Source organism: Burkholderia stagnalis (assembly GCF_902830275.1).
Lineage (GTDB): Bacteria > Pseudomonadota > Gammaproteobacteria > Burkholderiales > Burkholderiaceae > Burkholderia > Burkholderia stagnalis.
On sequence record NZ_CADESW010000008.1, the window covers coordinates 1 to 22586 of the forward strand.

General features: G+C 68.8%; 24 protein-coding genes. 12 read left to right on the forward strand and 12 right to left on the reverse strand.

Annotated elements, in window-relative coordinates:
- Nucleotides 1-206: hypothetical protein (locus tag HWY45_RS36615; protein WP_208450112.1), on the forward strand; the 206-nt coding region annotated here is incomplete at its 5' end.
- A gap of 163 nt (nucleotides 207-369) precedes the next feature.
- On the opposite strand, the gene HWY45_RS15925 is transcribed toward HWY45_RS36615, so the two are convergent.
- Complete coding sequence (locus tag HWY45_RS15925) at nucleotides 370-801, reverse strand: LysR substrate-binding domain-containing protein (protein WP_170304055.1); 432 nt, start codon at nucleotides 799-801, stop codon at nucleotides 370-372.
- Nucleotides 791-1279, reverse strand: coding sequence for a LysR family transcriptional regulator (locus HWY45_RS37435; protein ID WP_081069896.1), 489 nt, complete (start codon nucleotides 1277-1279; stop codon nucleotides 791-793). The genes HWY45_RS15925 and HWY45_RS37435 overlap by 11 nt, the downstream gene beginning before the upstream one ends.
- 466 nt (nucleotides 1280-1745) lie before the next feature.
- Here HWY45_RS37435 and HWY45_RS15935 point away from each other — a divergent pair, with 466 nt between their 5' ends.
- The 6 genes from HWY45_RS15935 (at nucleotide 1746) to HWY45_RS15960 (ending at nucleotide 7568) form a co-directional block, all read left to right on the forward strand.
- Nucleotides 1746-2000 carry a hypothetical protein gene (locus HWY45_RS15935; protein WP_230942243.1) on the forward strand — a complete coding sequence of 85 codons (255 nt, stop codon included), beginning with the start codon at nucleotides 1746-1748 and terminating at the stop codon, nucleotides 1998-2000.
- A 76-nt stretch (nucleotides 2001-2076) separates the two neighbouring features.
- Nucleotides 2077-4206 carry an Agd3-related carbohydrate deacetylase gene (locus HWY45_RS15940; RefSeq protein WP_230946833.1) on the forward strand — a complete coding sequence of 710 codons (2130 nt, stop codon included), beginning with the start codon at nucleotides 2077-2079 and terminating at the stop codon, nucleotides 4204-4206.
- Nucleotides 4207-4336: 130 nt separating this feature from the next.
- Nucleotides 4337-5866, forward strand: a complete 1530-nt coding sequence (locus HWY45_RS15945) for an FAD-dependent oxidoreductase (protein WP_059884753.1) — start codon at nucleotides 4337-4339, stop codon at nucleotides 5864-5866.
- Nucleotides 5867-5901: 35 nt separating this feature from the next.
- Nucleotides 5902-6129: a hypervirulence associated TUDOR domain-containing protein gene (locus HWY45_RS15950; protein ID WP_059884801.1), complete on the forward strand. Its 228-nt coding sequence runs from the start codon at nucleotides 5902-5904 to the stop codon at nucleotides 6127-6129.
- Nucleotides 6126-6704, forward strand: coding sequence for a DUF488 domain-containing protein (locus tag HWY45_RS15955; protein ID WP_059884751.1), 579 nt, complete (start codon nucleotides 6126-6128; stop codon nucleotides 6702-6704). Before HWY45_RS15950 ends, HWY45_RS15955 begins: the two co-directional genes overlap by 4 nt.
- 126 nt (nucleotides 6705-6830) lie before the next feature.
- Nucleotides 6831-7568, forward strand: coding sequence for a sulfite exporter TauE/SafE family protein (locus tag HWY45_RS15960; RefSeq protein ID WP_059803798.1), 738 nt, complete (start codon nucleotides 6831-6833; stop codon nucleotides 7566-7568).
- 40 nt (nucleotides 7569-7608) lie between these two features.
- On the opposite strand, the gene HWY45_RS15965 is transcribed toward HWY45_RS15960, so the two are convergent.
- The 6 genes from HWY45_RS15965 to HWY45_RS36850 all read right to left on the reverse strand — a co-directional run bounded on the left by HWY45_RS15965 (nucleotide 7609) and on the right by HWY45_RS36850 (nucleotide 13113).
- The gene (locus tag HWY45_RS15965; protein ID WP_059562581.1) at nucleotides 7609-8187 is read right to left on the reverse strand and encodes an NnrU family protein; all 579 of its coding nucleotides are present in this window, start codon (nucleotides 8185-8187) and stop codon (nucleotides 7609-7611) included.
- A 240-nt stretch (nucleotides 8188-8427) separates the two neighbouring features.
- Nucleotides 8428-8808 carry a TfoX/Sxy family protein gene (locus HWY45_RS15970; RefSeq protein WP_059562663.1) on the reverse strand — a complete coding sequence of 127 codons (381 nt, stop codon included), beginning with the start codon at nucleotides 8806-8808 and terminating at the stop codon, nucleotides 8428-8430.
- The gene (locus HWY45_RS15975) at nucleotides 8805-9917 is read right to left on the reverse strand and encodes a malate/lactate/ureidoglycolate dehydrogenase (RefSeq protein ID WP_059884750.1); all 1113 of its coding nucleotides are present in this window, start codon (nucleotides 9915-9917) and stop codon (nucleotides 8805-8807) included. Before HWY45_RS15975 ends, HWY45_RS15970 begins: the two co-directional genes overlap by 4 nt.
- A 47-nt stretch (nucleotides 9918-9964) precedes the next feature.
- Nucleotides 9965-11419: a M20 family metallopeptidase gene (locus tag HWY45_RS15980; protein ID WP_059803804.1), complete on the reverse strand. Its 1455-nt coding sequence runs from the start codon at nucleotides 11417-11419 to the stop codon at nucleotides 9965-9967.
- A 76-nt stretch (nucleotides 11420-11495) separates the two neighbouring features.
- Nucleotides 11496-12614, reverse strand: a complete 1119-nt coding sequence (locus HWY45_RS15985; protein WP_059562572.1) for an NAD(P)H-dependent flavin oxidoreductase — start codon at nucleotides 12612-12614, stop codon at nucleotides 11496-11498.
- 307 nt (nucleotides 12615-12921) lie between these two features.
- On the reverse strand, nucleotides 12922-13113 hold the full coding sequence (locus HWY45_RS36850) for a hypothetical protein (protein WP_230941833.1): 192 nt from the start codon (nucleotides 13111-13113) through the stop codon (nucleotides 12922-12924).
- Here HWY45_RS36850 and HWY45_RS15990 point away from each other — a divergent pair.
- From HWY45_RS15990 to HWY45_RS16000, 3 genes are all read left to right on the forward strand, one after another.
- On the forward strand, nucleotides 13112-13825 hold the full coding sequence (locus tag HWY45_RS15990) for a DUF1460 domain-containing protein (protein WP_230946831.1): 714 nt from the start codon (nucleotides 13112-13114) through the stop codon (nucleotides 13823-13825). The genes HWY45_RS36850 and HWY45_RS15990 overlap by 2 nt on opposite strands.
- 407 nt (nucleotides 13826-14232) lie before the next feature.
- On the forward strand, nucleotides 14233-15753 hold the full coding sequence (gene adiC / locus HWY45_RS15995; RefSeq protein WP_059562565.1) for an arginine/agmatine antiporter: 1521 nt from the start codon (nucleotides 14233-14235) through the stop codon (nucleotides 15751-15753).
- 3 nt (nucleotides 15754-15756) lie between these two features.
- Nucleotides 15757-18096 carry an Orn/Lys/Arg family decarboxylase gene (locus HWY45_RS16000; RefSeq protein WP_059884746.1) on the forward strand — a complete coding sequence of 780 codons (2340 nt, stop codon included), beginning with the start codon at nucleotides 15757-15759 and terminating at the stop codon, nucleotides 18094-18096.
- A gap of 72 nt (nucleotides 18097-18168) precedes the next feature.
- Here the strand turns inward: HWY45_RS16000 and HWY45_RS16005 are convergent, their stop codons facing one another.
- Together HWY45_RS16005 and ftrA are read right to left on the reverse strand one after the other, a co-directional pair.
- On the reverse strand, nucleotides 18169-18909 hold the full coding sequence (locus tag HWY45_RS16005) for a tetratricopeptide repeat protein (protein ID WP_059884799.1): 741 nt from the start codon (nucleotides 18907-18909) through the stop codon (nucleotides 18169-18171).
- A gap of 71 nt (nucleotides 18910-18980) precedes the next feature.
- Nucleotides 18981-19946: a transcriptional regulator FtrA gene (gene ftrA, locus HWY45_RS16010; RefSeq protein ID WP_059884744.1), complete on the reverse strand. Its 966-nt coding sequence runs from the start codon at nucleotides 19944-19946 to the stop codon at nucleotides 18981-18983.
- A 109-nt stretch (nucleotides 19947-20055) separates the two neighbouring features.
- Between ftrA and HWY45_RS16015 the strand changes: the two genes are divergently transcribed.
- Complete coding sequence (locus HWY45_RS16015) at nucleotides 20056-20475, forward strand: rhodanese-like domain-containing protein (RefSeq protein WP_059884742.1); 420 nt, start codon at nucleotides 20056-20058, stop codon at nucleotides 20473-20475.
- A 90-nt stretch (nucleotides 20476-20565) separates the two neighbouring features.
- Entirely contained in the window at nucleotides 20566-20892 is a 327-nt protein-coding gene (locus HWY45_RS16020) for a superinfection immunity protein (RefSeq protein ID WP_059562551.1), read from the forward strand.
- A 13-nt stretch (nucleotides 20893-20905) separates the two neighbouring features.
- On the opposite strand, the gene HWY45_RS16025 is transcribed toward HWY45_RS16020, so the two are convergent.
- Both HWY45_RS16025 and HWY45_RS16030 read right to left on the reverse strand, forming a co-directional pair.
- Nucleotides 20906-22084 carry a cytochrome P450 gene (locus HWY45_RS16025; protein ID WP_059884797.1) on the reverse strand — a complete coding sequence of 393 codons (1179 nt, stop codon included), beginning with the start codon at nucleotides 22082-22084 and terminating at the stop codon, nucleotides 20906-20908.
- Nucleotides 22085-22184: 100 nt separating this feature from the next.
- Nucleotides 22185-22451, reverse strand: a complete 267-nt coding sequence (locus HWY45_RS16030) for a YodC family protein (protein WP_059562543.1) — start codon at nucleotides 22449-22451, stop codon at nucleotides 22185-22187.
- Between the last annotated feature and the right edge of the window lie 135 nt (nucleotides 22452-22586).

Below are 22586 nucleotides of genomic sequence, written 5' to 3' on the forward strand. Positions count from 1 at the left end.
TGACTTACTTTAGTGTGAGACTCTTGATACTTTTGCTATCCGATCCGAGGATCGGTTCGCTGCCATCAAGCGCCCACACTTATCGGCTGTTAATTTTTAAAGAACGTTTCTGCGAGAAATTCTTCCTTCTCAGCAGCGCTGCGTTGTCAGCAGCAGAGAAACGAGATTATGAACACTGTTTCGCAGTTCGTCAACAACTTTTTTAACTACTTCGTTGCGACTGCGGGGTTCATCTTCCTGCGCCGACCGGCGCCCTGCAGGCATCCGACCAACTCCGCTTCCCCCTTCCGCGCTGCGTTGCCGTTAGCGCGAAAGAGGCGTGATTCTAGGCATCCCGCGCCGCAAGCGCAAGGGGGTTCGCAAAAATATTTAAGAGGCCTCGCACGCCCCCGCCGCCTCAACCAAATGATCAATGAACGCCCGCGCGGTCGCCGGCAAGTGCCGGCGCTGCGGATACGCAGCATAGAGTTGTAGCGGCGCGGCCGGCCTGTCGAGCGCAACCCGCACCAGTTCCCCGCGTTCGATCAGGTCGCGGCACGCGGCCTCGACGACGATCGCAAAACCGACCCCGCACCGCGCGGCTGCCAACGCGAGCGTGCCACTATCTACTCGCAACCGCTCCTGCACACGCAAACTGGTCGGATGCCCGCCCGCGCCGACGAATCGCCATGGCCGCCCCTCGAGCACACCGACGGTAGTGCCTCGAGCGCCTCGATACGCACGGGGCTGCCATGCGCGGCAATCACCGACGGCGCCGCGACAACCACGCTCGGCAGGCTCAACATCGGCTTCACGACGCACGCGCTGTCCGGCAGGCGCCGCGGCCGACAACGACTGCCAGGTCGAGATCCTCGAGCCCTGTTTCCAGCCCGGCGAGACTCGTCGAGCAGCGCAGGTCCACGGCCGGATGCCGGCACGCGAAGTCGGCCACGGCCGCGCCGAACAGCTGCGGACCGATTTCGCTCGGCAGGCTCACGCGCAGCCGGCCCTGCAAGCGGGACTGCTCGGACGCAAGCGCATCGAGCGTTTCGTCGAGCACATCGAGCATCGGCCCGCACCGCTCGAACAGCAGCCGGCCCGCGTCGGTCAGCGTCAGGCCGCGCGCGTGCCGCTCGATCAGGCGCGTCGGCAGGCTCGCCTCCAGTTGCGCGACATGCCGGCTGACATTGGCATGGCATCGACCTACATCCGCCTCGTCGCGGCGTCCTCCGTGAGCGCAGCCTTCCCCGCTCCGGACCGTCGCACCGGTTTCAGTGCGCTGCAAACGGCCGCAACCCATTTCGGCACGACGCTCGCGTTCGCGCTGGGCGCCTGGATGCTCGACGGCCACGCGGTGATCCGGGCCGGCATCGCCCCGCTGCTGTGGGCCTGCCTCGTCGGCTCGCTTGCGTTGCCGGCCTATCTTTGGTGGTTGCGCGCGCACGCGTAACGGCGCATCGCGCCATGTCACATCGATGAAACGATTCTCCACCGCATTCCGGCCCGGTCGATCAAAACTGAAACGTTTTTGGCGGCCAAGCTTTCATTACGTCAAGTTACTTCTTGGAAATCAGGCGTTTGCGGCACCTGGCACGGTGTTCGCATGATCCGCCCTCGGCAGGGCTGCGCGCGGGTCATGGCGATCGTTGCATGCGCAGCCGGTCCATCGTGCGCTGCCGTCCCGCTCCCGCAAGCCGGGCCGGCCACGCCCCCGTTCGATCCATTCTGTCACGCGCCGCATGACGCGGCCGCGTCGGGAGGACACCATGCATCCCCCTGGATTCAAACGCTCGTCACGCTGGCCACGCGTGATGCTCTGCAGCCTGTTCCCGGCGCTGATCGCCGCCACGGCGATCGCGCCGCCGAACGCACTCGCGGGCGGCAAGGTCGCGCCGCGCGGCCACGCCCAGGCGCCGTCCGGCAAGGAAGGCTGGGGCAAGCCCCAATACCCGCCATCGGGCCCGCACCCGGGCGACACCGTCAACAAGTCGGCGACGAACAATCGGATACCGAAGCAATAAAGACAGGCACCACACCATTTTTTCGAATTGTCGGGGGACTCGTCCGAATCATCGGACACGATGCGTGAGGTTTGACATGAGCGCTTTGCGAACCCTATTCCGTCAGTTCAGGCATGTGGCGCGCTGTATCGTCGCGGCAGCACTCCTGGCCGCGGCCGGCGTCAGCCATGCAGTGCCGAGCGATGCCCAGATCGACCTGAAGATCCTGATCATCGCGAGCCAGCAGGCCGGCAGTTCGCCCGAGCTGGCAGCCGCCCGATCGATCCTCGATCGCGTGGGCATTCCGTATACGATCTACACGTACGACACGAACAACCCGACGCTGCCGCCGCTCGAAACCGGCAACCACGCGCTGTACCAGGGGATCGTCCTGCCGGTCAGCGACTACCGCTACATGAACCCGTTCGCCGGCGGCGCGCTTGCGCAGACGCTCGCGCGCTACCAGTTCAAGTACAACGTCCGGCTTGCGAGCTTCTATACGTGGCCGGGCGACAGCGCCTGCCTGCAGTACGTGAACTACCAGGACACGACCGCGACGCCGCTGTCGTCGCTGCTGACGTCGTCGGGGCAGGCACTGTTCCCGTACATGAACGCCGGCACGTCCACGAGCAGTCCGCTCACGATCTCGAACGCGTGGACGTACTTCGCATCGCCGGCCAGCCCGCTGCCGACCGGCACGACCGTCACGCCGATCGTGCAGGCCACGGGCCCGGGCAACGCGACGTACTCGATCGGCGCCACCTGCCTGTTCGCGAACACGACGCCGCTCACGGGCGACAGCACGACGCGCGAGACGATGTCGCTGATGTTCGACAACAGCCAGTACCTGACGCACTCGATCACGCTGTCGTACGGGATCGCGAACTGGCTCACGCGCGGCCTGTTCCTCGGCAGCCGGCACGTCTACATCGATCCGCAGGTGGATGACAACGGCATTCCCGACGAGATCTATCCGTACGCGCAATCCGACTCCACCGGCCTGTGGTACGACGTCCGGACCGGCGCCACGACCAGCACGAGCCCGCCCGGCCAATGCCCGCTCGGCTCGACGAGCCCGGCGACGGGCCTCACCGGCTGCGAGTACCGCACCACCGGCGCGGACTTCACCAACATCGTGAACTGGCAGTCGCTCGTGAACCTGACGACGCCGAACGCGTCCGCGGTCAAGCTTACGCTCGCGTACAACGGCGAAGGCTACGGCAAGGCGTTCGGCGGCCAGGGTTTCTACCCGCCGAGCGGCACGGATTCGCTGTCGCTGCAGACCGCGCTGCTGCAACGCAATTTCAAGTGGATCAGCCACACCTACGACCACGAACTGCTGGATCCGCCGTACACGACCACCGCCGCGCAGGTCACGGCCGAGATGCAGAAGAACCTGACCGTCGCGAACCGGTTCGGCTTCACGACCTTCAGCGCAAGCACGCTGGTGACGCCGGAAATTTCCGGCCTGTACAACCCGACGACGCTCGGCGCACTCGCGTCGTTCGGCACGCGCGTGCTCGTCTCCGACAGCTCGAAGCCGACGCCGCCCGTCGGCACGGCCGGCTGCCCGGTGAACAACGGCGGGGTGGCGTGGCCGCTGCCGGCGTTCAACGCGGGCAAGTACAGCTGCGTGAACCAGACGATCTTCGAGGTGCCGCGCTATGCGACCGCGCTGTTCTACAACGTGTCGCAGCCATCGGAATGGGTTGCCGAATACAACTACTTCTATGGCGCGAACGGGATCGACCCGACCCGCTGGGGCTATGACCTGACCTACGCTCAGGTGCTCGACAAGGTGTCCGACCAGCTCGTCGTCTACCTGCTCACGTACGACAACCGGCCGATGATGTTCCACCAGTCGAACCTGCGCGCATACAGCGGCACGAGCACGCTGCTCGGCGACCTGCTCAACGCGACGTTCACGAAGTACAACAAGTACTACAAGAACCTGCCGATCCAGAGCCCGTACCTGTCGACGATCGGCACGCTCGCGAACCAGCGGATGGTCTACAACGCGTCGAACGTGGCGGCAACGCTCACGCCCGGCAAGTCGATCGTCGTCAGCGCATCGCGCTCCGACGGGCAATCGGTGGTCGTGCCGGTGACGGGCGTCACGATCGGCACGTCGACCGAGGTATACGGCGGCCAGAACATTTCGAACCTCACGCTGCTGCCGGCCACCGCCTATACGACGCAGATCACGCCGGCGCCCGCGTGGCAGTAGCCGCGCGATCGGCGCATCGCAGCGCAGCACGGACGCCCGCCGCCACGCGGGCGTCCCGCTGACTGTATCTTTCCCCCCGCGAAATCGAGGTCGATAATGTCGGTGTCCCCGCTCCGGAAGGAGAGCTGCCATGACCGACCACGCTTCGTCGCCGGGCGACCCCGATCTCGCTCAAGGCATCCCGCTGGCCGACCTTCCCGACGGCGGCATGGTGACCGGCCATGTCGGCGATGCGCCGGTCCTGCTGGTGCGCCGGGCAGGCACGTGCTTTGCGGTGGGCGCGACCTGCACGCATTACGGTGCGCCGCTCGCGGACGGGCTCGTGGTCGACGACACGATCCGCTGCCCGTGGCATCACGCTTGCTTCAGCCTGCGTACCGGCGAGGCGCTCCGCGCGCCGGCGCTGTCCGGCCTGACGTGCTGGCGCGTCGAGCAGCGCGACGGCAAGGTCTTCGTGCGCGACGCGTTGCCTGCCGCCGCACCGCCCGTCTCGCCGGCCGCCTCGCATCCCGCATCGGTGGTGATCGTCGGCGGCGGCGCGGCCGGCAACGCCGCGGCACAGACATTGCGGCAGCAAGGGTATCAAGGCGCCGTCACGCTGCTGAGCGCCGATCCTGCATTGCCGTACGACCGGCCGAACCTGTCGAAGGACTACCTCGCCGGCACCGCGCAGGCCGACTGGCTCCCGCTGCATGCGCCGGAGTTTTACGCGGAGCGGCAGATCGACGTGCGCTGCGGCGCGCGTGCGGTCAAGCTCGACCCCCGACAGAAAATCGTCACGCTCGCCGATGGCGGCCAGCTTGCGTACGACGCGCTGCTGCTCGCCACCGGCGCTGATCCGATCCGCCTCGCGGCGCCCGGCGCGACGCTGCCGCACGTGGCCGTGCTGCGCACGCTCGCCGATTGCGATGCGCTGATCGCGCGCGCCGGCAGCGCGCGCCGATGCGTCGTAGTGGGCGCCAGCTTCATCGGGCTCGAGGTCGCGGCCGCGCTGCGCACGCGCGGCGTGGAAGTCCATGTGGTCGCGCCCGAAGCGCGCCCGATGGAGCGCGTGCTCGGCGCCGCGCTCGGCGACATGGTCAAGGCGCTGCATGAAGCGCACGGCGTGACCTTCCATCTCGGCGCGACGGTCGCGGCGATCGAAGCGGATCGCGTGACCCTGTCGACCGGCGCCGCACTGGCCGCCGAGCTGGTCGTGACCGGCATCGGCGTGCGCCCCGATATCGCGCTCGCGCAGGACGCGGGCCTCGCGATCGATCGCGGCGTGACGGTCGACGCGTTTCTGCAAACGAGCGTGCCGGGCATCTATGCCGCAGGCGACATCGCACGATGGCCGGACCCGAGAACCGGCGAGCGCATCCGCGTCGAGCACTGGGTGGTCGCCGAGCGCCAGGGCGCTGCAGCCGCGCTGAATATCCTCGGCCAGCGCAAGCCGTTCGCGGCGGTCCCGTTCTTCTGGAGCCAGCACTACGACGTGGCGATCAACTACGTCGGGCACGCGGAGCACTGGGATCGCATCGATGTCGACGGCGATCCGGCCGCGCACGACTGCACCGTCACGTATTGGCGCGACGGCAAGCCGCTCGCGGTCGCGACGGTCGGGCGCGACCGCGCGAGCCTCGATGCGGAAGCCTCATTCGAACGACAGACGCCGGCGTGACGCGCGCGCGTGCCGAAAGCAGGAGGATCTGCAACATGACGACGAGGTTCAAGACGGGCGACCGGGTCACGTGGAATTCCGCGGCCGGCCACGTGACGGGTACGAGCATCGCGATTCATACGCCGGATTGCGATTACAAGGGCCATCGGCACCACGCGTCGCCGGGCGATCCGCAGTACGAGACCAGGAGCGACAGGCCCGACCCCGTCGCCGCGCATCGCGGCCGCGTGCTCCCGCGCGTTTCCGGAAAGGGGGACGCGTGAAGCTGCCATTCTTCACGATCGGTCATTCCGACCGCACGCTCGACGACTTCATCGGCATGCTGACCGACGCCGACATCGCGCTGCTCGCGGATGTCCGCAAGATGCCGCGCTCCCGAACCAACCCGCAATACAACGAAACGACGCTCCCGGTCGCGCTCGCCGCATTCGACATCGCGTACGAACACGTCGCCGCGCTCGGCGGCCTGCGCGGCAAGACGCGGAGCGTGTCCGACGACGTCAACGGCTTCTGGACCAACGACAGCTTTCATCGCTACGCCGATTACGCGCTCACCGAGGCGTTTCGCGCGGGCCTCGACCACCTGATCGAGCAAGGGCGCCGGCAGCGCTGTGCGGTCATGTGCGCGGAAGCCGTGTGGTGGCGCTGTCACCGGCGCATCGTCGCCGACTACCTGATCGCGCGCGGCGAGACCGTCTTCCATATCATCGGGCCGAACCGTCTCGAGCCTGCCCGCCTCACGCCGGGCGCCGTCGCTCAGCCCGACGGCACGATCGTGTATCCGCGCGCGGCCGACCACACCGGCGAGCCGGATCCCGGCGAACTCCCTCACGGTTGAATCCGGGATGCGGCGACGCGAACGGCCCACGCTTCCGGCGCCCGCGATCCTGCATTACCATCTTGCGTCCGCCGCGACTGCCCGCCCCCGGCATGCCGGCCTCGTCCACCACCCGCTCCCGCACCGATGCTCACGCTCGTCATCCTCGCCGGCCTCTGGGCCGGCCTGCAGAACTCCCTCGCCGGCGGCGGCTCGTTCGTCACGCTGCCCGCGCTGATCGTGTCGGGCATGTCGCCGCTGGCCGCGAACATCACGTCGACGGTCGCGCTGTTTCCCGCGCAGGTCACGACCGGCTGGGCCAGCCGCCAGATGGTGCGCGGCGCGGGCAAGCTGCCGTTTCGTGCGCTGTTCATGATCAGCATCGTCGGCGGCGCGCTCGGCGGCCTGCTGCTGCTGAAGACCCCGTCGTCGATCTTCTCCCGGCTCGTGCCGTGGCTCGTGCTGTTTGCGACGGCCGTGTTCGCGTGGGGCAGCTTCTTTCGCAAGCCGAGCCAGGAAACCGTCCATCTCGGCCCGGTGACGACGGCAATCGCGCAGTTCGCGATCGCGATCTACGGCGGCTACTTCGGCGGGGGGATCGGCTTCCTGATGATGGCCGCGCTGACGATGGCGGGCCTGTCGCCGCGTCACGCGGCATCGACGAAGAACGCGCTCGCGGGCGTGATGAACGCGTCGGCGGTCGTGCTGTTCCTGACCTCGCCGCTGCTGCACTGGCCCGCCGCGCTCGCACTCGGCGGCGGCGCGATCGTCGGCGGCCTGCTCGGCTCGTGGGCGCTGCACCGCGTCAACGAGCGGATTCTGCGGATCGGCATCGTGTGCATCGGCGTCGCGCTGACGATCGGGCTGTTCGCCAAGCCGTTCTGACCGGCGAAGTCACCGGCCGGCGCCGGGGCCCCGCCCCCGCTCAGCCGAACGGCCGCACGCCGATCAGCCAGCCGTGCAGGAACAGCGCGAACACGGCCCAGATCACGAGGCCGGCGACGATCGCGATCGCATCGCCGGACGTCTTGCCGGCCGGGTAGCGCACGCCGTCCCGGCGATCGCGCGCGCGCGACACCACGAAGCTCGCGAGCGACCAGACGAAGAACGCGCCGAACAGCACGACCGCATGCAGCGTGCCGTTCGCGAGCAGGTGCGCGACCGCCCACACCATCACGCCGGCCACCATCGGATGCCCGACGAGCGCCTTGATGCGGTTCGCCGGCACGTGCGACGCCGCGATCAGCACGAACGCGATCGCGGTCAGCATCCCGGTCAGGTGCCGCACGCCGGCCGGCGACACCCACAGCAGCGTCGCGCCGCCGCGCGCGATGCCGTAGCCCCAGACGATCAGCACGAAACCGACGAGCGACGCGACCGAATAGCGCGCCTTCCAGCCCTTCTCGCCGAGACGGGCGATCTGCTCGGATCGCCAGCCGTCCGCGACGAGGCGGATCGAATGCACACCGAGGAAGATCGCCAAACCGAGAATCAGCACGAGCATCGGTTGTCTCCATCTGGATGGATGATGAGTGGGGAAGCGTGCCGCGTGGCGTTCTGCGCGCCGTCTGCGGGGCACGACCGCGCCGATCATAAACGCCGTGCCGCCGGTTGTGAAGCGCGGACGTCGGTGAAACCGGACCGCGGACAAGGTGTCGGGCATGCCGGGCAAACAGGCACGCGCGATGCGCTGAACGGAAAGCGGATAAATGGCCGGCCGCGACGCCCTCCGCGGCCTGCGCTGTCATGTCGCGCGCTTGGGCTTCGGCTTGCGCTTCGCCGGCCGCGGGCCGGCCAGCAGCGCGGCGCGATATGCGCCGCGGCACCAGTCGAACAGCGCGCCCGCGTCCTCGAGCACGTCGGCCGGCGTTTCGTAATAGCCCTCGAGCGCGACGGTGCGCGTGCGCCCCGGATAGGAGAACGGCCCCATCCCCGCCGCGACGAACGCCGGGCGGTTGACGTCGTCGACACGCAGGAACAGCGACCCGCGCGACATGAAGCCGAACATCACGCCGTCGATCCGCAGCGATGCGCCGCTGAAGAACCGCGCGACCTCCACCGCGCCGAGGCTCGCGAGCTGATACGCGATCTCCTCGCCGTGCGCCTTCTCCGACTGCCAGCTCACGCGCGCTCCGTGCAGCGCTGCGTCCACGCGTCGAGTTCCGCGTCGGCGAAACCAACGGCCGCCGCGCTGTCGCGGATCTGCCGCCAGGTCGCCGGGTCGACCGGAATCCCGTCCGCGCCGCGCACGGCGCGGCTTGCCTCTTCCGGCTCGCCGGGCATCCGCACCGGCGCGTCGCCCACCTGCGGCGACGCCTTCGCCCACGCGACGAACGCGTCGGCTTCGCGCTGCGCATCAGCCGCGTCGAACGCCTGCGGATCGATCAGCACCGACAGCATCCCGTTAACGATCGCGCTCGTCTTCTGCAGCGTGCCATCGTGCGTCGTGTGCCCGCCGACCAGCGCGCCGCCGAAGATCTCGCACATCGCCGCGAGCGCATAGCCCTTGTGCAGGCCGAACGGCAGCAGCGCGCCGAACGGCTGCTCGTGCATCACGGCCGGATCGTCGGTCGGCCGACCGCGATGGTCGATCAGCGACCCGGCCGGCACGCGCTTGTGCTGGTTGTACGCGACGCGCGTCTTGCCGTACGCGATCGCGCTCGTCGCGAAGTCGAGCAGCAGCGGCGGCTTGCCCGCGCGCGGATAGGCCGCGCAGAAAGGATTCGTGCCGAAACGCGGATCGGCGCCGTTCAGCGGCGCGACCAGCAGGTCGCCCGGCACGTTGACGAAATGGAACGACACGAGGCCCGCGCGCGCGCATTGCTCGGCCCAGTGGCCGATGCGGCCGAGGTGATGGACGTCGCGCAGGCCGACCGCGCAGATGCCCATCCGCCGCGCCCGCTCGATGCCCTCGACCATCGCCTCGAACGCGATCACCTGGCCGAAGCCGCGCCCGCCGTCGATCGTCAGCACCGCGCCCGCGTCGCGCACGATCGCCGCATGCGCGTTCAGCGCGAGCTGCCCTTCCCGCCACGACGCCACGTAGTTCGGGATCGTGCCGATCCCGTGCGAATCGTGGCCCGCGAGGTTCGCGCCGACCAGATGATCGGCGACGAGCCGCGCCTCGCGCTCGCTGCTGCCCGCCCGCGCCCAGATCGCGGCAACGAACGCGTGCAGCTGATCGGCATGCATGCGCAGCGGGTCGGTGGCGGGCGGCTGGTGCGGTTCGCTCATCGGCGTGTTTCCTCGCGGGTGGGATCGGTGCTCGGGCGGTCAGCCGCTCAGCGCGCGGAAGCGATCACGTCGGCGACGGCCGCCGTGAGCTTCTTCGCATACGGCACGTGCAGGAACTCGTTCGGGCCGTGCGCGTTCGACTTCGGCCCGAGCACGCCGCACACCATGAACTGCGCGGCCGGGAAGCCGGCCTGCAGCACGTTCATCAGCGGGATCGTGCCGCCGAGGCCCATGTATGCGCAGTCCGCGCCGAAGTGGCGGCGCGACGCGGCGTCGAGCGACGACGCGAGCCACGGCGCGAGATCGGGCGCCGCCCAGCCGGTCGCCGCGCCCGCGTCGGGCTTGAACGTGACCTTCGCGTTGTACGGTGGATCGAGCTCGAGCAATGCCTTCAGCTGCTGCACGGCCTGCGCGGCGTCGACGAGCGGCGGCAGGCGCAGCGAAAGCTTGAACGCGGTGCGCGGGCGCAGCACGTTGCCCGCGTCGGCGAGCGGCGGCAGGCCGGCCGCGCCGGTCACCGACAGCGACGGCCGCCAGGTCGAGTTCAGCAGCGCCTCGCGCGGGTCGGTCGTGGTCGGCAGCACCGGCTTGCCGTCCGCGCCGCACGCCCACGGCAGCCCCTTCCACACGGCATCGCCGAGGATCGCGGCGGTGGCGTCCGCTTCCTGCAGGCGGCTCGCGGGAATCTCGCAATGGAACGCGCCCGGCAGCAGGTTGCCGTTCTTCGCATCCTCGAGCCGTTCGAACAACTGGCGCATCACGCGGAAGCTCGACGGCGCGATGCCGCCGAACACGCCCGAATGCACGCCCTCCTCGAGCACCTCGACCTGCAGGTCGCCGGACACGAGCCCGCGCAGCGACGTCGTCAGCCACATCTGGTCGTAGTTGCCGGCGCCGGAATCGAGGCACACGACGAGCGACACCTGGCCGAGCCGGTCGCGCAGCGCGTCGACGTACGGCAGCAGGTCGTAGCTGCCCGACTCCTCGCAGGTCTCGATCAGGCCGACGCAGCGCGGCCGCTCGACACCCTGCTCGTCGAGCGCACCGAGCGCCGCGAGGCTCGCGTAGATCGCGTAGCCGTCGTCCGCGCCGCCGCGGCCGTACAGCTTGCCGTTCTCGTACTTCGGGGTCCACGGGCCGAGATCCGCGCGCCAGCCGTCGAATTCGGGCTGCTTGTCGAGGTGGCCGTACAGCAGGATCGTGTCCGTGCTGCCCGAGCGCGTCGCGGGCGTCTCGAAGAAGATCACCGGCGTGCGGCCCGGCAGGCGCACGATCTCGAGCTTCAGGCCCTTGACCGGCTGGCGTTCGGCCCATTGCGCGGCATCGGTGACGACACGCTCGAGATAGCCGCGCTTCGCCCAGTCGGGGTCGAACGCAGGGCTTTTCGCGGGGATCGCGATGTAGTCGGTCAGGGCATGGAGGATTTCATCGTTCCACTTGCGCTCGACGAAGGTCACGAGCTTGTCATGGTCGAGGACGGGGGTAGTGTCGACGGAAGTCATGGTGGGGTGCCTGGATCGGGCTGACGAAAACCAGGATGATACGCCGACGGCCGCGCCCCGCTCCTTCAGCCGGCGTTCAGCGCGCCGCCGGGAACGCCGCGCCGAGCCCCGCGGCGCACGCGAGTGCGTCGTCCCACAGGCGGCGCGTCAGCGCACCGGCATCCTCGTCGCGCGCGAGCGCCGCCGCCTCGCCGGACCACAGCAGCGAGAAGTCGTCGCGGCCCTGCCGCTCGAGCGCGCCGCGCAGCGGATCGACCGCCGCCGTCGCGAGCGGAAACGCGGGCGCGAGCGCGCTCATCGGCCCCTGCTCGCGCATGAAGCGCGTCATCAGGCCGCGCGCGGGGCGGCCGGTATACAGATTGGTCACGCGCGTGCCGTCGTCGCGCGCCGCGCGCACCGCCGCCTGATGCAGCGCGGAACGGCCGGCCTGCGGCGTCAGCAGGTAGCCGGTGCCGATCTGCACGGCCCGCGCGCCGAGCGCGAACGCGGCCGCGATGCCGCGGCCGTCGGCGATCGCGCCCGCCGCGATCACCGGCGCACGCACCGCATCGACGACCTGCGGCAGCAGCGCGAACAGGCCCGGCTGCGCATGGATGTCGTCGGTCAGGAACATGCCGCGATGGCCGCCCGCTTCCGCGCCTTGCGCGACGATCGCGTCGACGCCGCGCGCATCGAGCCAGCGTGCCTCCTCGACCGTCGTCGCCGACGACACGACCCGCGCCCCGGTGCGCCGCACCCGCTCGAGCAGCGCGTCGTCCGGCAACCCGAAGTGAAAGCTCACGACGGCCGGCCGCAGATCCTCGACCACCGCGCACATCGCGTCGTCGAACGGCGCGCGGCCGGGGCCGCCCCGCACGTCCGCCGGATCGAGGCCGGCCTCCGCGTAGTAGCCGGCGAGCGCCGCGCGCCAGCGTGCCTCGACCGCATCGTCCGGGGCGGGCGGCGTGTGACAGAAGAAATTGACGTTGAACGGCGCCGCCGTGCGAGCGCGAATCGCCGCGATCTCGTCGCGCAGTTGCTGCGGGCCGAGCGCCGCGCAAGCGAGCGAACCGAGGCCGCCGGCTTCGCACACGGCGATCGCAAGCGGGCTGAACGAACCGACCATCGGAGCCTGTATCAACGGCAGGCGGGAAGGCAGCGGCGCGCCGCATGCCGTGTGCGTGTCGTGGTCGGGAGCAGGATCGATGAGGGTCATGGCAGGCCGGATTCGATGGTCAAGGAATTTTCGATCATACGCCGCTGGCGGCGTTTCGCGGCCGGCAAGGCCGGCTGTGCAAGCGCTGCGCCGGCGTGCGCGGTCGGCCGCCCGTCGCGCCCGTGCGGCGGCCGCTATCGCGGCGTGCAGCGGCGCCACGCACCCCGGCGCCATCGCGGCATTCCCCCGGCATTGAGATTTCGTTGAGATTTCTTGAGGTTCGTTCGTCCATTAAATATCGTGCAGCGCCGGCCTCATCCGGCAATTCGTACCGCAAGTGACTTCCTTGGAATCCGATTTGATCAATTCACGACAACCGCTGACGATGGACAGCATTTTTCGGCGCCAGCCGGCTCAAGGTAATTGAAATGAATTTCAGAAAATTGGCACCGCTCGTCGTCGCACTGGCATTGGCCGGTTGCGGCGGCGACGCAACCGTTTCGTCTTCGCTGCCGCCGGACGAAACGACAACGCAGCAACAAGCCGCGTTGGCGAACATGAACGAAGCGACCTCCAGCAAGCTCGACGCGTTGCTGGCGATACGCGCCGCGCATCCGGACGGCGACGTCGGCCAGCTCGTCGATGCGTTGTCGCGCGAGTTCCTTGGCACGCCTTACCGAGGCGACATGTTGAAAGGGTCCGCGACCACGCCGGAACAACTGGTGATCGACTTCAGCGGACTCGATTGCTTCACCTATCTCGACTATGTCGAGGCCGCAAGAAAGGCGACGACGAAAGCCGATTACGCCAGCCGTCTCGTCCGCACGCGCTACGTGAACGGCGACATCGGCTTCACGCACCGCCGCCATTTCTTCACCGACTGGGCCAACCAGCCGCAACTGCTGGCCGACGACGTCACCGCCTCGATCAGCGTCCACGCCGTCACGATCCCGAAGCAGCTCAACAGGAAAGCCGACGGCGGCACCTACCTGCCGGGATTGCCGGTCGTCTCGCGCGATATCGTCCATATCCCGAGCGAATTCGTCGATGACTACGTCGTCAGCCGGCTGCGCACCGGCGACTTCATCGGCTTTTACGCGAAAGCGGACGGTCTCGACGTCACGCACGTCGGCTTCTTCATCGAGACGCGCGATGGGCCGATGCTGCGCAATGCGTCGTCGAAGAAAGCCAATATGAAAGTCGTCGATACGCCGTTTCTCGAATACGTGAAGAATACGCCCGGCATCGTGGTGCTGCGACCACGCGCCTGAGCGATGCCGCCGCCGCGACCGGCGCGCCGACTGGCGGCGCTCGCGGCGGCGCTCGCGATGCGGATCTGTTACGGATCGATTCGCACCTGCGGCGGCGGCCCGCGCCCTCGACCCTCCCCTCTCCTTCCGAAGACGCCCGACATCCGGCATCGAGGCGACCGCGCCCCGGCACGCGTGTCCCGGGCGAACCTTCCGCCCTTCAAATCCCCGCATCTCAACGAAACGTCAATTCGTTTCGATTTATTGAATGATCGCCGTCAAACGTCCTTTGAATAGGACGTCAGGCGTCACTTTTATTGACAGCAAGGCGATAACATCCGGGCAAACAAACTCACTGGCCGCGCGTCATTGCACGGCCGCCGGCGTCATTCCCGCCGTTCCCTGCCGCCCAACCCACGGAGGCTCGCATGTCCGAGGCCACATCTTCTCCCGCTGTCACCACCGACACGTCCGCGCCGAAAATCGGCGTGATCCCCGCCACACTGATGGTCGCCGGCAACATGATGGGCTCCGGCGTCTTCATGCTGCCCGCGAACCTCGCCGCGACCGGCGGCATCGCGATCTTCGGCTGGCTGATCACCGTGGTCGGCGCGGTGTCGCTCGCGCTGGTGTTCGCGAAGCTCGCGGCGATCGACCCTGTCGCAGGCGGCCCGTACGCGTATGCGCGCAAGTCGTTCGGCCCGTACATGGGCTACCAGACCAACCTGATCTACTGGCTCGCGAACGTGCTCGGCAACGTCGGCCTCGCGGTCGCGGGCCTCGGCTACCTCACGCACTTCTTCCCGGTGCTGAAGGATCCGCTCGTGTTCGCGCTCGCGCAGATCTTCGTGATCTGGCTGTTCACGTACGCGAACATCCTCGGGCCGAACGTCGTCGGCAAGGTGCAGTCGGTCACGACGATCTTCGCGCTGGTGCCGATCCTCGGCATGGCCGTGTTCGGCTGGTTCTGGTTCAGCAAGGACGTCTATTTCGCGGGCTGGAACGTGTCCGGCGCGAGCAGCTTCAGCGCGATCGGCGCGACGCTGAACTTCACGCTGTGGGCGTTCATCGGCGTCGAGAGCGCGTCGGTGTCGGCGGGCGTGGTCGAGAACCCGTCGCGCAACGTGCCGATCGCGACCGTCGGCGGCGTCGTGCTGGCGGCCGTCTGCTACGTGCTCAGCTCGACGGTGATCATGGGGATGATCCCGAACAAGGCGCTGCTCGCGTCGAGCGCGCCGTTCGCGGACGCCGCGCGCCTCGCGCTCGGCAACACCGCCGCGAACGCGGTCGCGCTGTGCGCGGCGCTCGGCTGCCTCGGCTCGCTCGCGGGCTGGACGCTGCTCGTCGGCCAGACCGCGAAGGCGGCCGCCGACGACGGCCTGTTCGCCGGCGTGTTCGCGCGCGTCAACTCGAAGAACGTGCCGTCGGCGGGCCTCGCGATCGTCGCGGTGATCATGTCGGTGCAGGTGCTGGCGACGATGTCGCCGAGCGCGAGCGAGCAGTTCGGCAAGATCGCGTCGATCGCGGTGATCATGACGCTGCTGCCGTACATCTACTCGTGCATCGCGATCAAGGTGCTCGGCTACGGCAAGATGCCGTCGCACCAGTTCACGTTCTACACGATCGTCGGGCTGATCGGCGCGCTCTACGCGCTGTGGGCGATGGTCGGCTCCGACGGCCAGCAGACGCGCTGGTCGCTGATCTTCGTCGTCGCGACGATCGTGTTCTACGAGCTGTCGATCAACCGCCAGCGCGAGATCGAGGAAACCCACGTGCATCCGGGCGGCCGCTCGCCGCGCTGGGTGCGCTACGTCGCGCTGTCCGTCACCATCGCCGCGCTCGCCGCGACCTTCTGGATCTCCGTGGGCCGCCATCAGGCCGACATCCTTCACGCCCGTTCGCCGATCGCCGCGGCGGGCGCCCAAGCAACCCAGCAAACGGGGGAATAACACATGACCGCTTCCTTGACCCAACAGTCATTCCGTCGCCTCGGCATGAAGGCGCTGCTGGTGCAGCACGACATCGACGAGCGCACCGCCACCGGACGCGCCGCGACCGCGCTCGCCGAGGAGCTGCGCGAACGGCTCGTCGACGTCGTGATCGCGACATCCGCCGACGATGCGCGCGCGGTCGTCAACGCCGACCCGGCGATCCAGTGCCTGCTGCTGAACTGGGAGCTCGGCGGCGACGCGACCCACGCGCCGGCGCAGTCGGTGCTCGACGCGATGCGCGCGCGCAATGCGACCGTGCCGGTGTTCCTGCTCGCGAGCCGCGCGAGCGCGGCGGCGGTGCCGGTCGAAGCGATGCGCAAGGCCGACGACTTCATCTGGATGCTCGAGGACACCACCGCGTTCATCGGCGGGCGCATCGTCGCGGCGATCGAGCGCTACCGCGAAACCGTGCTGCCGCCGATGTTCCGCGCGCTCGCGAAGTTCTCGCGCGTATACGAGTATTCGTGGCACACGCCGGGCCACACGGGCGGCACCGCGTTCCTGAAATCGCCGGTCGGCCGCGCGTATTTCGAATTCTTCGGCGAGGCGCTGCTGCGCTCCGACCTGTCGATCTCGGTCGGCGAGCTCGGCTCGCTGCTCGACCACTCGGGGCCGATCGGCGAAAGCGAACGCTACGCGGCGCGCGTGTTCGGCGCGCATCGCTCGTACCATGTGACCAACGGCTCGTCGATGTCGAACCGCGTGATCCTGATGGCGAGCGTCACGCGCAACCAGGTCGCGCTGTGCGACCGCAACTGCCACAAGTCGGCCGAGCACGCGATGACGATGTCGGGTGCGATCCCGACCTACCTCGTGCCGTCGCGCAACCATTACGGGATCATCGGGCCGATCATGCCCGAGCGCCTGACCGCCGCCGCCGTGCGGCTGTCGATCGAGCACAACCCGCTCGTGAAGGGCCGCGACGGCATCGACCCGACGCCCGTGCACGCGCTGATCACGAACTCGACGTACGACGGCCTGTGCTACAACGTCGCGCGCATCGAGGAGCTGCTCGGCCAGAGCGTCGACCGCCTGCATTTCGACGAAGCGTGGTACGGCTACGCGCGCTTCAACCCGCTGTACCGAGACCGCCACGCGATGCACGGCGACCCCGCGCGGCACGACGCGAGCAAGCCGACCGTGTTCGCGACGCAATCGACGCACAAGCTGCTCGCCGCGCTGTCGCAGGCGTCGTTCATCCACATCCGCGACGGCCGCAACCCGATCGAGCATGCGCGCTTCAACGAGGCGTACATGATGCATGCGTCGACGTCGCCGCAGTACGCGATCATCGCGTCGAACGACGTGAGCGCCGCGATGATGGACGGCCCCGGCGGCGAGGCGCTGACCACCGACGCGATCCGCGAGGCGGTCGCGTTCCGGCAAATGCTCGGCCGCCTGCATGCGGAGTGCGAGGAAAACGACGACTGGTTCTTCAACGGCTGGCAGCCCGATACGGTGGTCGACCGCAAGACGGGCCGGCGCATGCGCTTCCATGAAGCGGACGAGGCACTGCTGGTCGCCGATCCGTCGTGCTGGGTGCTGCATCCGGGCGACGCGTGGCACGGCTTCGGCGACATCGAGGACGACTACTGCATGCTCGACCCGATCAAGGTGTCGATCGTCACGCCGGGCGTGTCGCCGAACGGCGGGCTGATGCCGGTCGGCATCCCGGCGACGATAGTCACCGCGTATCTCGACCGGCACGGGATCGTCGTCGAGAAGACGACCGACTTCACGATCCTGTTCCTGTTCTCGCTCGGCGTGACGAAGGGCAAGTGGGGCACGCTCGTCAACACGCTGCTCGACTTCAAGCGCGACTACGACGCGAACGCGCCGCTCGAGCAGGTGCTGCCCGATCTCGTCGCGCGCTATCCGGACCGCTATCGCAAGCTCGGCCTGCGCGATCTGTGCGACCTGATGTTCAACGCGATGAGCGACCTGAAGACGACCGAGATGATGTCGCGCGGCTTCTCGACGCTGCCGACGCCGGATTTCAGCCCGGCGGAAGCGTTCGAGCGCCTCGTGCACAACGAGATCGAGATGCTCGAGCTGTCGGAGATGGAAGGCCGCACCGTCGCGACCGGCGTCGTGCCGTATCCGCCGGGCATTCCGCTGCTGATGCCGGGCGAGAACGCGGGGCCGTCGGACGGGCCGCTGCTCGGCTACCTGAAGGCGCTCGAGCAGTTCGACCTGCGCTTCCCCGGCTTCACGCACGATACGCATGGCGTGGAAGTGGAGGACGGCGTGTATCGGATCGCGTGCATCAAGCGCAAGGCAGGCGACGCCAACACGCGCTGATCGCGTGGCGCGAGCGACGCCCCGCCGGCTTGCGGCAGGGCGTCGCGATCATCGCGCGCCCCCGGCCGGCCGTCAGCCGGCCGGTTTCTCCTGCAGTTGCCCGATCCACGCATCGAGTTGCGCGTCGCCGTCGTCGTCGAGCTTGCCCTTGAGCGCGCCGTACCACGCTTCGACTGCCTCGGCCGGTTGCGTGGCCTTGAGGATGCCGAGACTGTTCTCCAGAAACGCCGAAAAGAACGGAATCCCGCGCATGTAGAGGAACGTCGAATCGGTGATGCGCACGTGGCCATAAACGTCGCGCACCCAGGTCAGGTGCGGCAGCGCTTCGGCGAAATGGCCGCTCTGCGTCAGCGCGGAAATGAAGTGAGTGCGCGCGGTGACGTCGGATTGCTCGTGCGTTTCGTGGTTGACCTCCGCGGCCTTCTGCAGCCACGCCTCGCCGCGTTTCACTTCGCCGCACATCACCGACGTGGTCGCCAGTTGCACCGCGTTGTGCGCGCTCGGCTCCTTGTCGAACAGCGAGAGCCAGTACGGAAACGCTTCCGGGTAGCGGTGCATCGCAGAATAGGCCAGCGCGCACAGGCGGCTTGCGTCCGCGATGCGCTCGGCGTGCGGCGCGGCGGCGGCGATTGCTGCCTCGTGCCTCCCGGCCTGGAAGGCCGCCAGCGCGGGCGCCAGTTCGGGCGCGATGTCGGGTTCGTCGCGCGCGGCTTCGGGTGGCGTCTGCGGCGCGGGCGGTTCCGATGACGTCGACGCGGACGCCGCTTCCGCTTCGCGAGATTTCTTGCCGAACAGTTTTCCCAACAGGCCCATCAGGTGTTTTCCTTTTTTGTCGTGGTGCGTGCGCATCCGGCAAGGCGGGCCCTCCGCCTCGTGCCGGGCCGTCAGCATCTTACGCCACGATCCATCCCCTTCCGGTAAGCGGCCGGGCTCGTCGCCGCGATGCGCCGGAAGTGCCGGCGCAGCGACTCCTCCGATCCGAAGCCCGCGCGCATCGCCACCTGCGCGAGCGGCATTGCCGGATTCGCCTCGAGCAAGTCCTTCGCGACGTTCACGCGCTCGCGGATCAGCCACGTGACCGGCGACATCCCGGTGGCGTCGGCGAACTGCCGCTGCAGCGTGCGCGGGCTCATCGCGGCGTGCGCGGCCAGCGACGCGAGCGTATGCGGCTCGGCCGCATGCGCGCGCATCCAGTCGATCAGCCTGGCGAGCCGGTCGCTGCCGCCCGGCGCGACCGGGCGCGGCACGAACTGCGCCTGGCCGCCGTCGCGATGCGGCGGCAGCACGAGCCGCTGCGCGACACGGTTGGCGATCGCGCCGCCGTGATCGCGGCGCACGAGATGCAGCAGCATGTCGAGCCCGGCCGCCGAGCCGGCCGACGTGATCACCTGCCCCGCGTCGACGTACAGCGCGTCCGGATTCACCGTCAGCGCCGGATAGCGCGCCTGCAGCCGCTCCGCGTAACGCCAGTGCGTCGTCACGGTCAGCCCGTCGAGCACGCCCGCGGCCGCGAGCACGAACACGCCCGAGCAGATCGAGCACAGCCGCGCGCCGCGCCGGTGCGCGGCGCGCAGCTTCTTCAGCAGCGGCTCGGGCGGCAACTCGTCGGGGTCGCGCCAGCCGGGAATCACGATGGTGTTCGCGCGATCGAGCATTGCGAGCCGGTACGGCGCGGCCACCGTGATGCCGCCCGCCGCGCGCACGGGGCCCGGCTCGCTCGCGCACACCGCGAAGCGATACCAGTCGACGCCCAGCTCCGGGCGCTCGAGCGCGAACAGTTCGACCACGCAGCCGAATTCGAAGGTGCAGAGGCGATCGTAGGCGAGCGCGACGACGAGATGGTTTTGCATGGCGCAATGTTACCGGAACTTGTCAATCGCGCCACTGCCGCGCGGCACGCCGAACCGCGATACTGACCCCATGTTCATCGCGTCCCGCGCCCTTCAGGAGAAACCCCGCATGTCTTACGTCACCGACGTTCCCGCCGCCGACAGCCCCGCCGCCCTCGCGCATTTCGAAGCGTCGCTGCGCTTCGAGACCGATTGCTGGGACGTGCACGACGCGCTCGCATCCGGCGCGCCCGATTTCGTGCTGCTCGACGTGCGCAGCCCCGGTCAGTACGCCGCCGGCCACGTGCCCGGCGCGCGCAACCTGCCGCACCGCAAGATCGTCGCGGGCAAGCTGGCCGGTTATCCGGCCGATATGCTGTTCGTCGTCTACTGCGCCGGGCCGCACTGCAACGGCGCGGCCCGCGCCGCGATCCGCCTCGCGCGGCTCGGCCGGCCGGTCAAGCTGATGATCGGCGGCGTCACGGGCTGGTGCGACGAGGGTTTCGCGCTGGCCAGCGAAGCCGGTCCGACGGACAGCCTGGCCGCCTGATCGTCACCAAAAGCGCAACAATCAATTGTCTGCACGTCAACGGGAAAAGCGCGACAATCGGTCCCATTGCAGTCCGGATGGAGCAGCAACATGCAGACCGAAGTCCTGATTCAAGTCGCCGGCTCAGTCGCCGCGATCGCGCTCTACTTCCTGCCGGCGATCATCGCCGACCGGCGCCGCCGCCACGACAAGCTGACGATCGCGCTGTTCAACGCGCTGTTCGCGTGGACCGGAATCGGCTGGCTGATGACCCTCTACTGGGCCTGCCAGCCGAACCCGCACGCCGACGTCGTGCAGGACATCCTCGCGAAGCGCCGCGGCATCAGCATGCGGACCTTCTCGACCGGCCTCGTCGAACGCGTGCAGCGCCGCGTCGCCGCCCAGGAACAGTGGGCGCAGAAGCAGGGCTGCCGCTGAGTCTCCTTTCCCTTTAGCGCGCCGCCTCGAACTTCGGCATCCTGACGTTGGTCGAGGCCCGGTAGCGCCAACTCAATGCGTCGCGCGGCGGCAAGCCGCCGGCGCGCAGCAACGCCCCCACCGCCCCTGCCGTCACCGCCCGCGCGATCCGTTCGCCCGGGCAGCCGTGCGGCCCCGCGCCGAAGCCGAATGCCGGCCCCGGCGGCCGGCCCGGCACGAAACGGTGCGGGTCGCGGTGCACGGCCGGATCGCGGTTCGCCGCCGCGAGCACCACCAGGATCGCGTCGCCCGCATCGACCGTCACGCCGGCCAGCGTCGTGCGCGCCGCGACGAAGCGCCGGGTGTTCTGCACCGGCGCGTCGAAGCGCGCGACTTCCGCGACGAATGCGTCGAGCGCCGCGTCGTCGTCCACTGGAATGCCGCCGCCATCGGGATGGTGGCCGGGGTCGAGCCACGCAGCCAGCGTATTGCCGAGCCACGCCGCCGTCGCCTCGCAGGTTTGCGACAGCAGCCCGACCAGGTTCGCGATCAGCGCGCCGCTCGCGTGCCAGCCGACGTCCCGCGCCGCGTGCTGCACCGCCGCGACCAGGCTGCGGTCGTCCGTGCGCGACGCGGCGACGAGCGCGGTCATCCGCTCGAGCAGGTGCCCGGCCGCGTCGCTCGCACGGGCCAGTTGCGCATCCGTCGACAGCGGCGACAGCGCCGCGACGAAGTCGGTCACCCATGCGGCGACGCCGTCGAGCCGCGCGTCGTCGAAGCCGAGCAGGTCGGCCACCGCGCAGACCGGCACCGTCATGCACCAGGCGTCCAGCGCGTCGGGCCCACGCGCCGGCCGGCGCTGCGCGGCCAGCACGGACGCGCGACGGCGCAGCGCCTCCGTGTCGACCGCCGCCAGCGCGGCCTGCATCGCGCGTTTCGGCACGTCGTGCCGCAGCGCGCCGTCGTTCATCCGGATCAGCTGCGCGAACAGCTCGCCCGCCGTCGTGCCGCACAGCGCGGGCGGCACGGGGGCGGCGAGCGGCCGGACGCGGCACGCGGGATGGCCGAGCACGGCGCTCACGCTCGCGGCGCTGCTCGCGACCCACAGGCCGAGCTTGGCATCGAACACGAGCGGCGGCCCGTCGACGAGCGCCGCATAGTAGGGGTAAGGATCGCGGTGCGTGACCGCGGCAATCGGATCGGTCGGGTTCATGCGTGCAGTATCGGCCTCGCTGCGCGCATGATGTTTCGGGCCCGCATGAAACGTCGATGCGGCGGGCGCCGCAGCCGCCCAACCGGCCGGCAAGCCTCTCCTAGGCGGCGGACCGGCAGCGATGGGCCTGCATCCGCACGCGCACCCGCCCGGCCGAGATCGCGCGCGGTTCCGCGACGCACGTCTCGTGGTGGAACATTTCCTGCCGGAAGTGCCCGCTTTCGTCGAACCACTGGCAAATCAGCCAGTCGGCCTCGTCGAAGACGACCGGCCCGGCATAAATGACCGTCATGCGCGGCCCACCCGTTTTCAGCGTCACGACGTCGCCGACGCGAAACCGGGTACGGAGAATATCTCGGATCGTCATGGCTCTCTCATTACTTTTATATTGATTTTCCGGCATCGTCGAGCCGGCATTTTTTAGGCTGCCGTGAAGATTATCAATCTACAAAAAAACCGGCAACTCCCATTCGAGCCAAATTACAAAAAAATGCCGGAAACG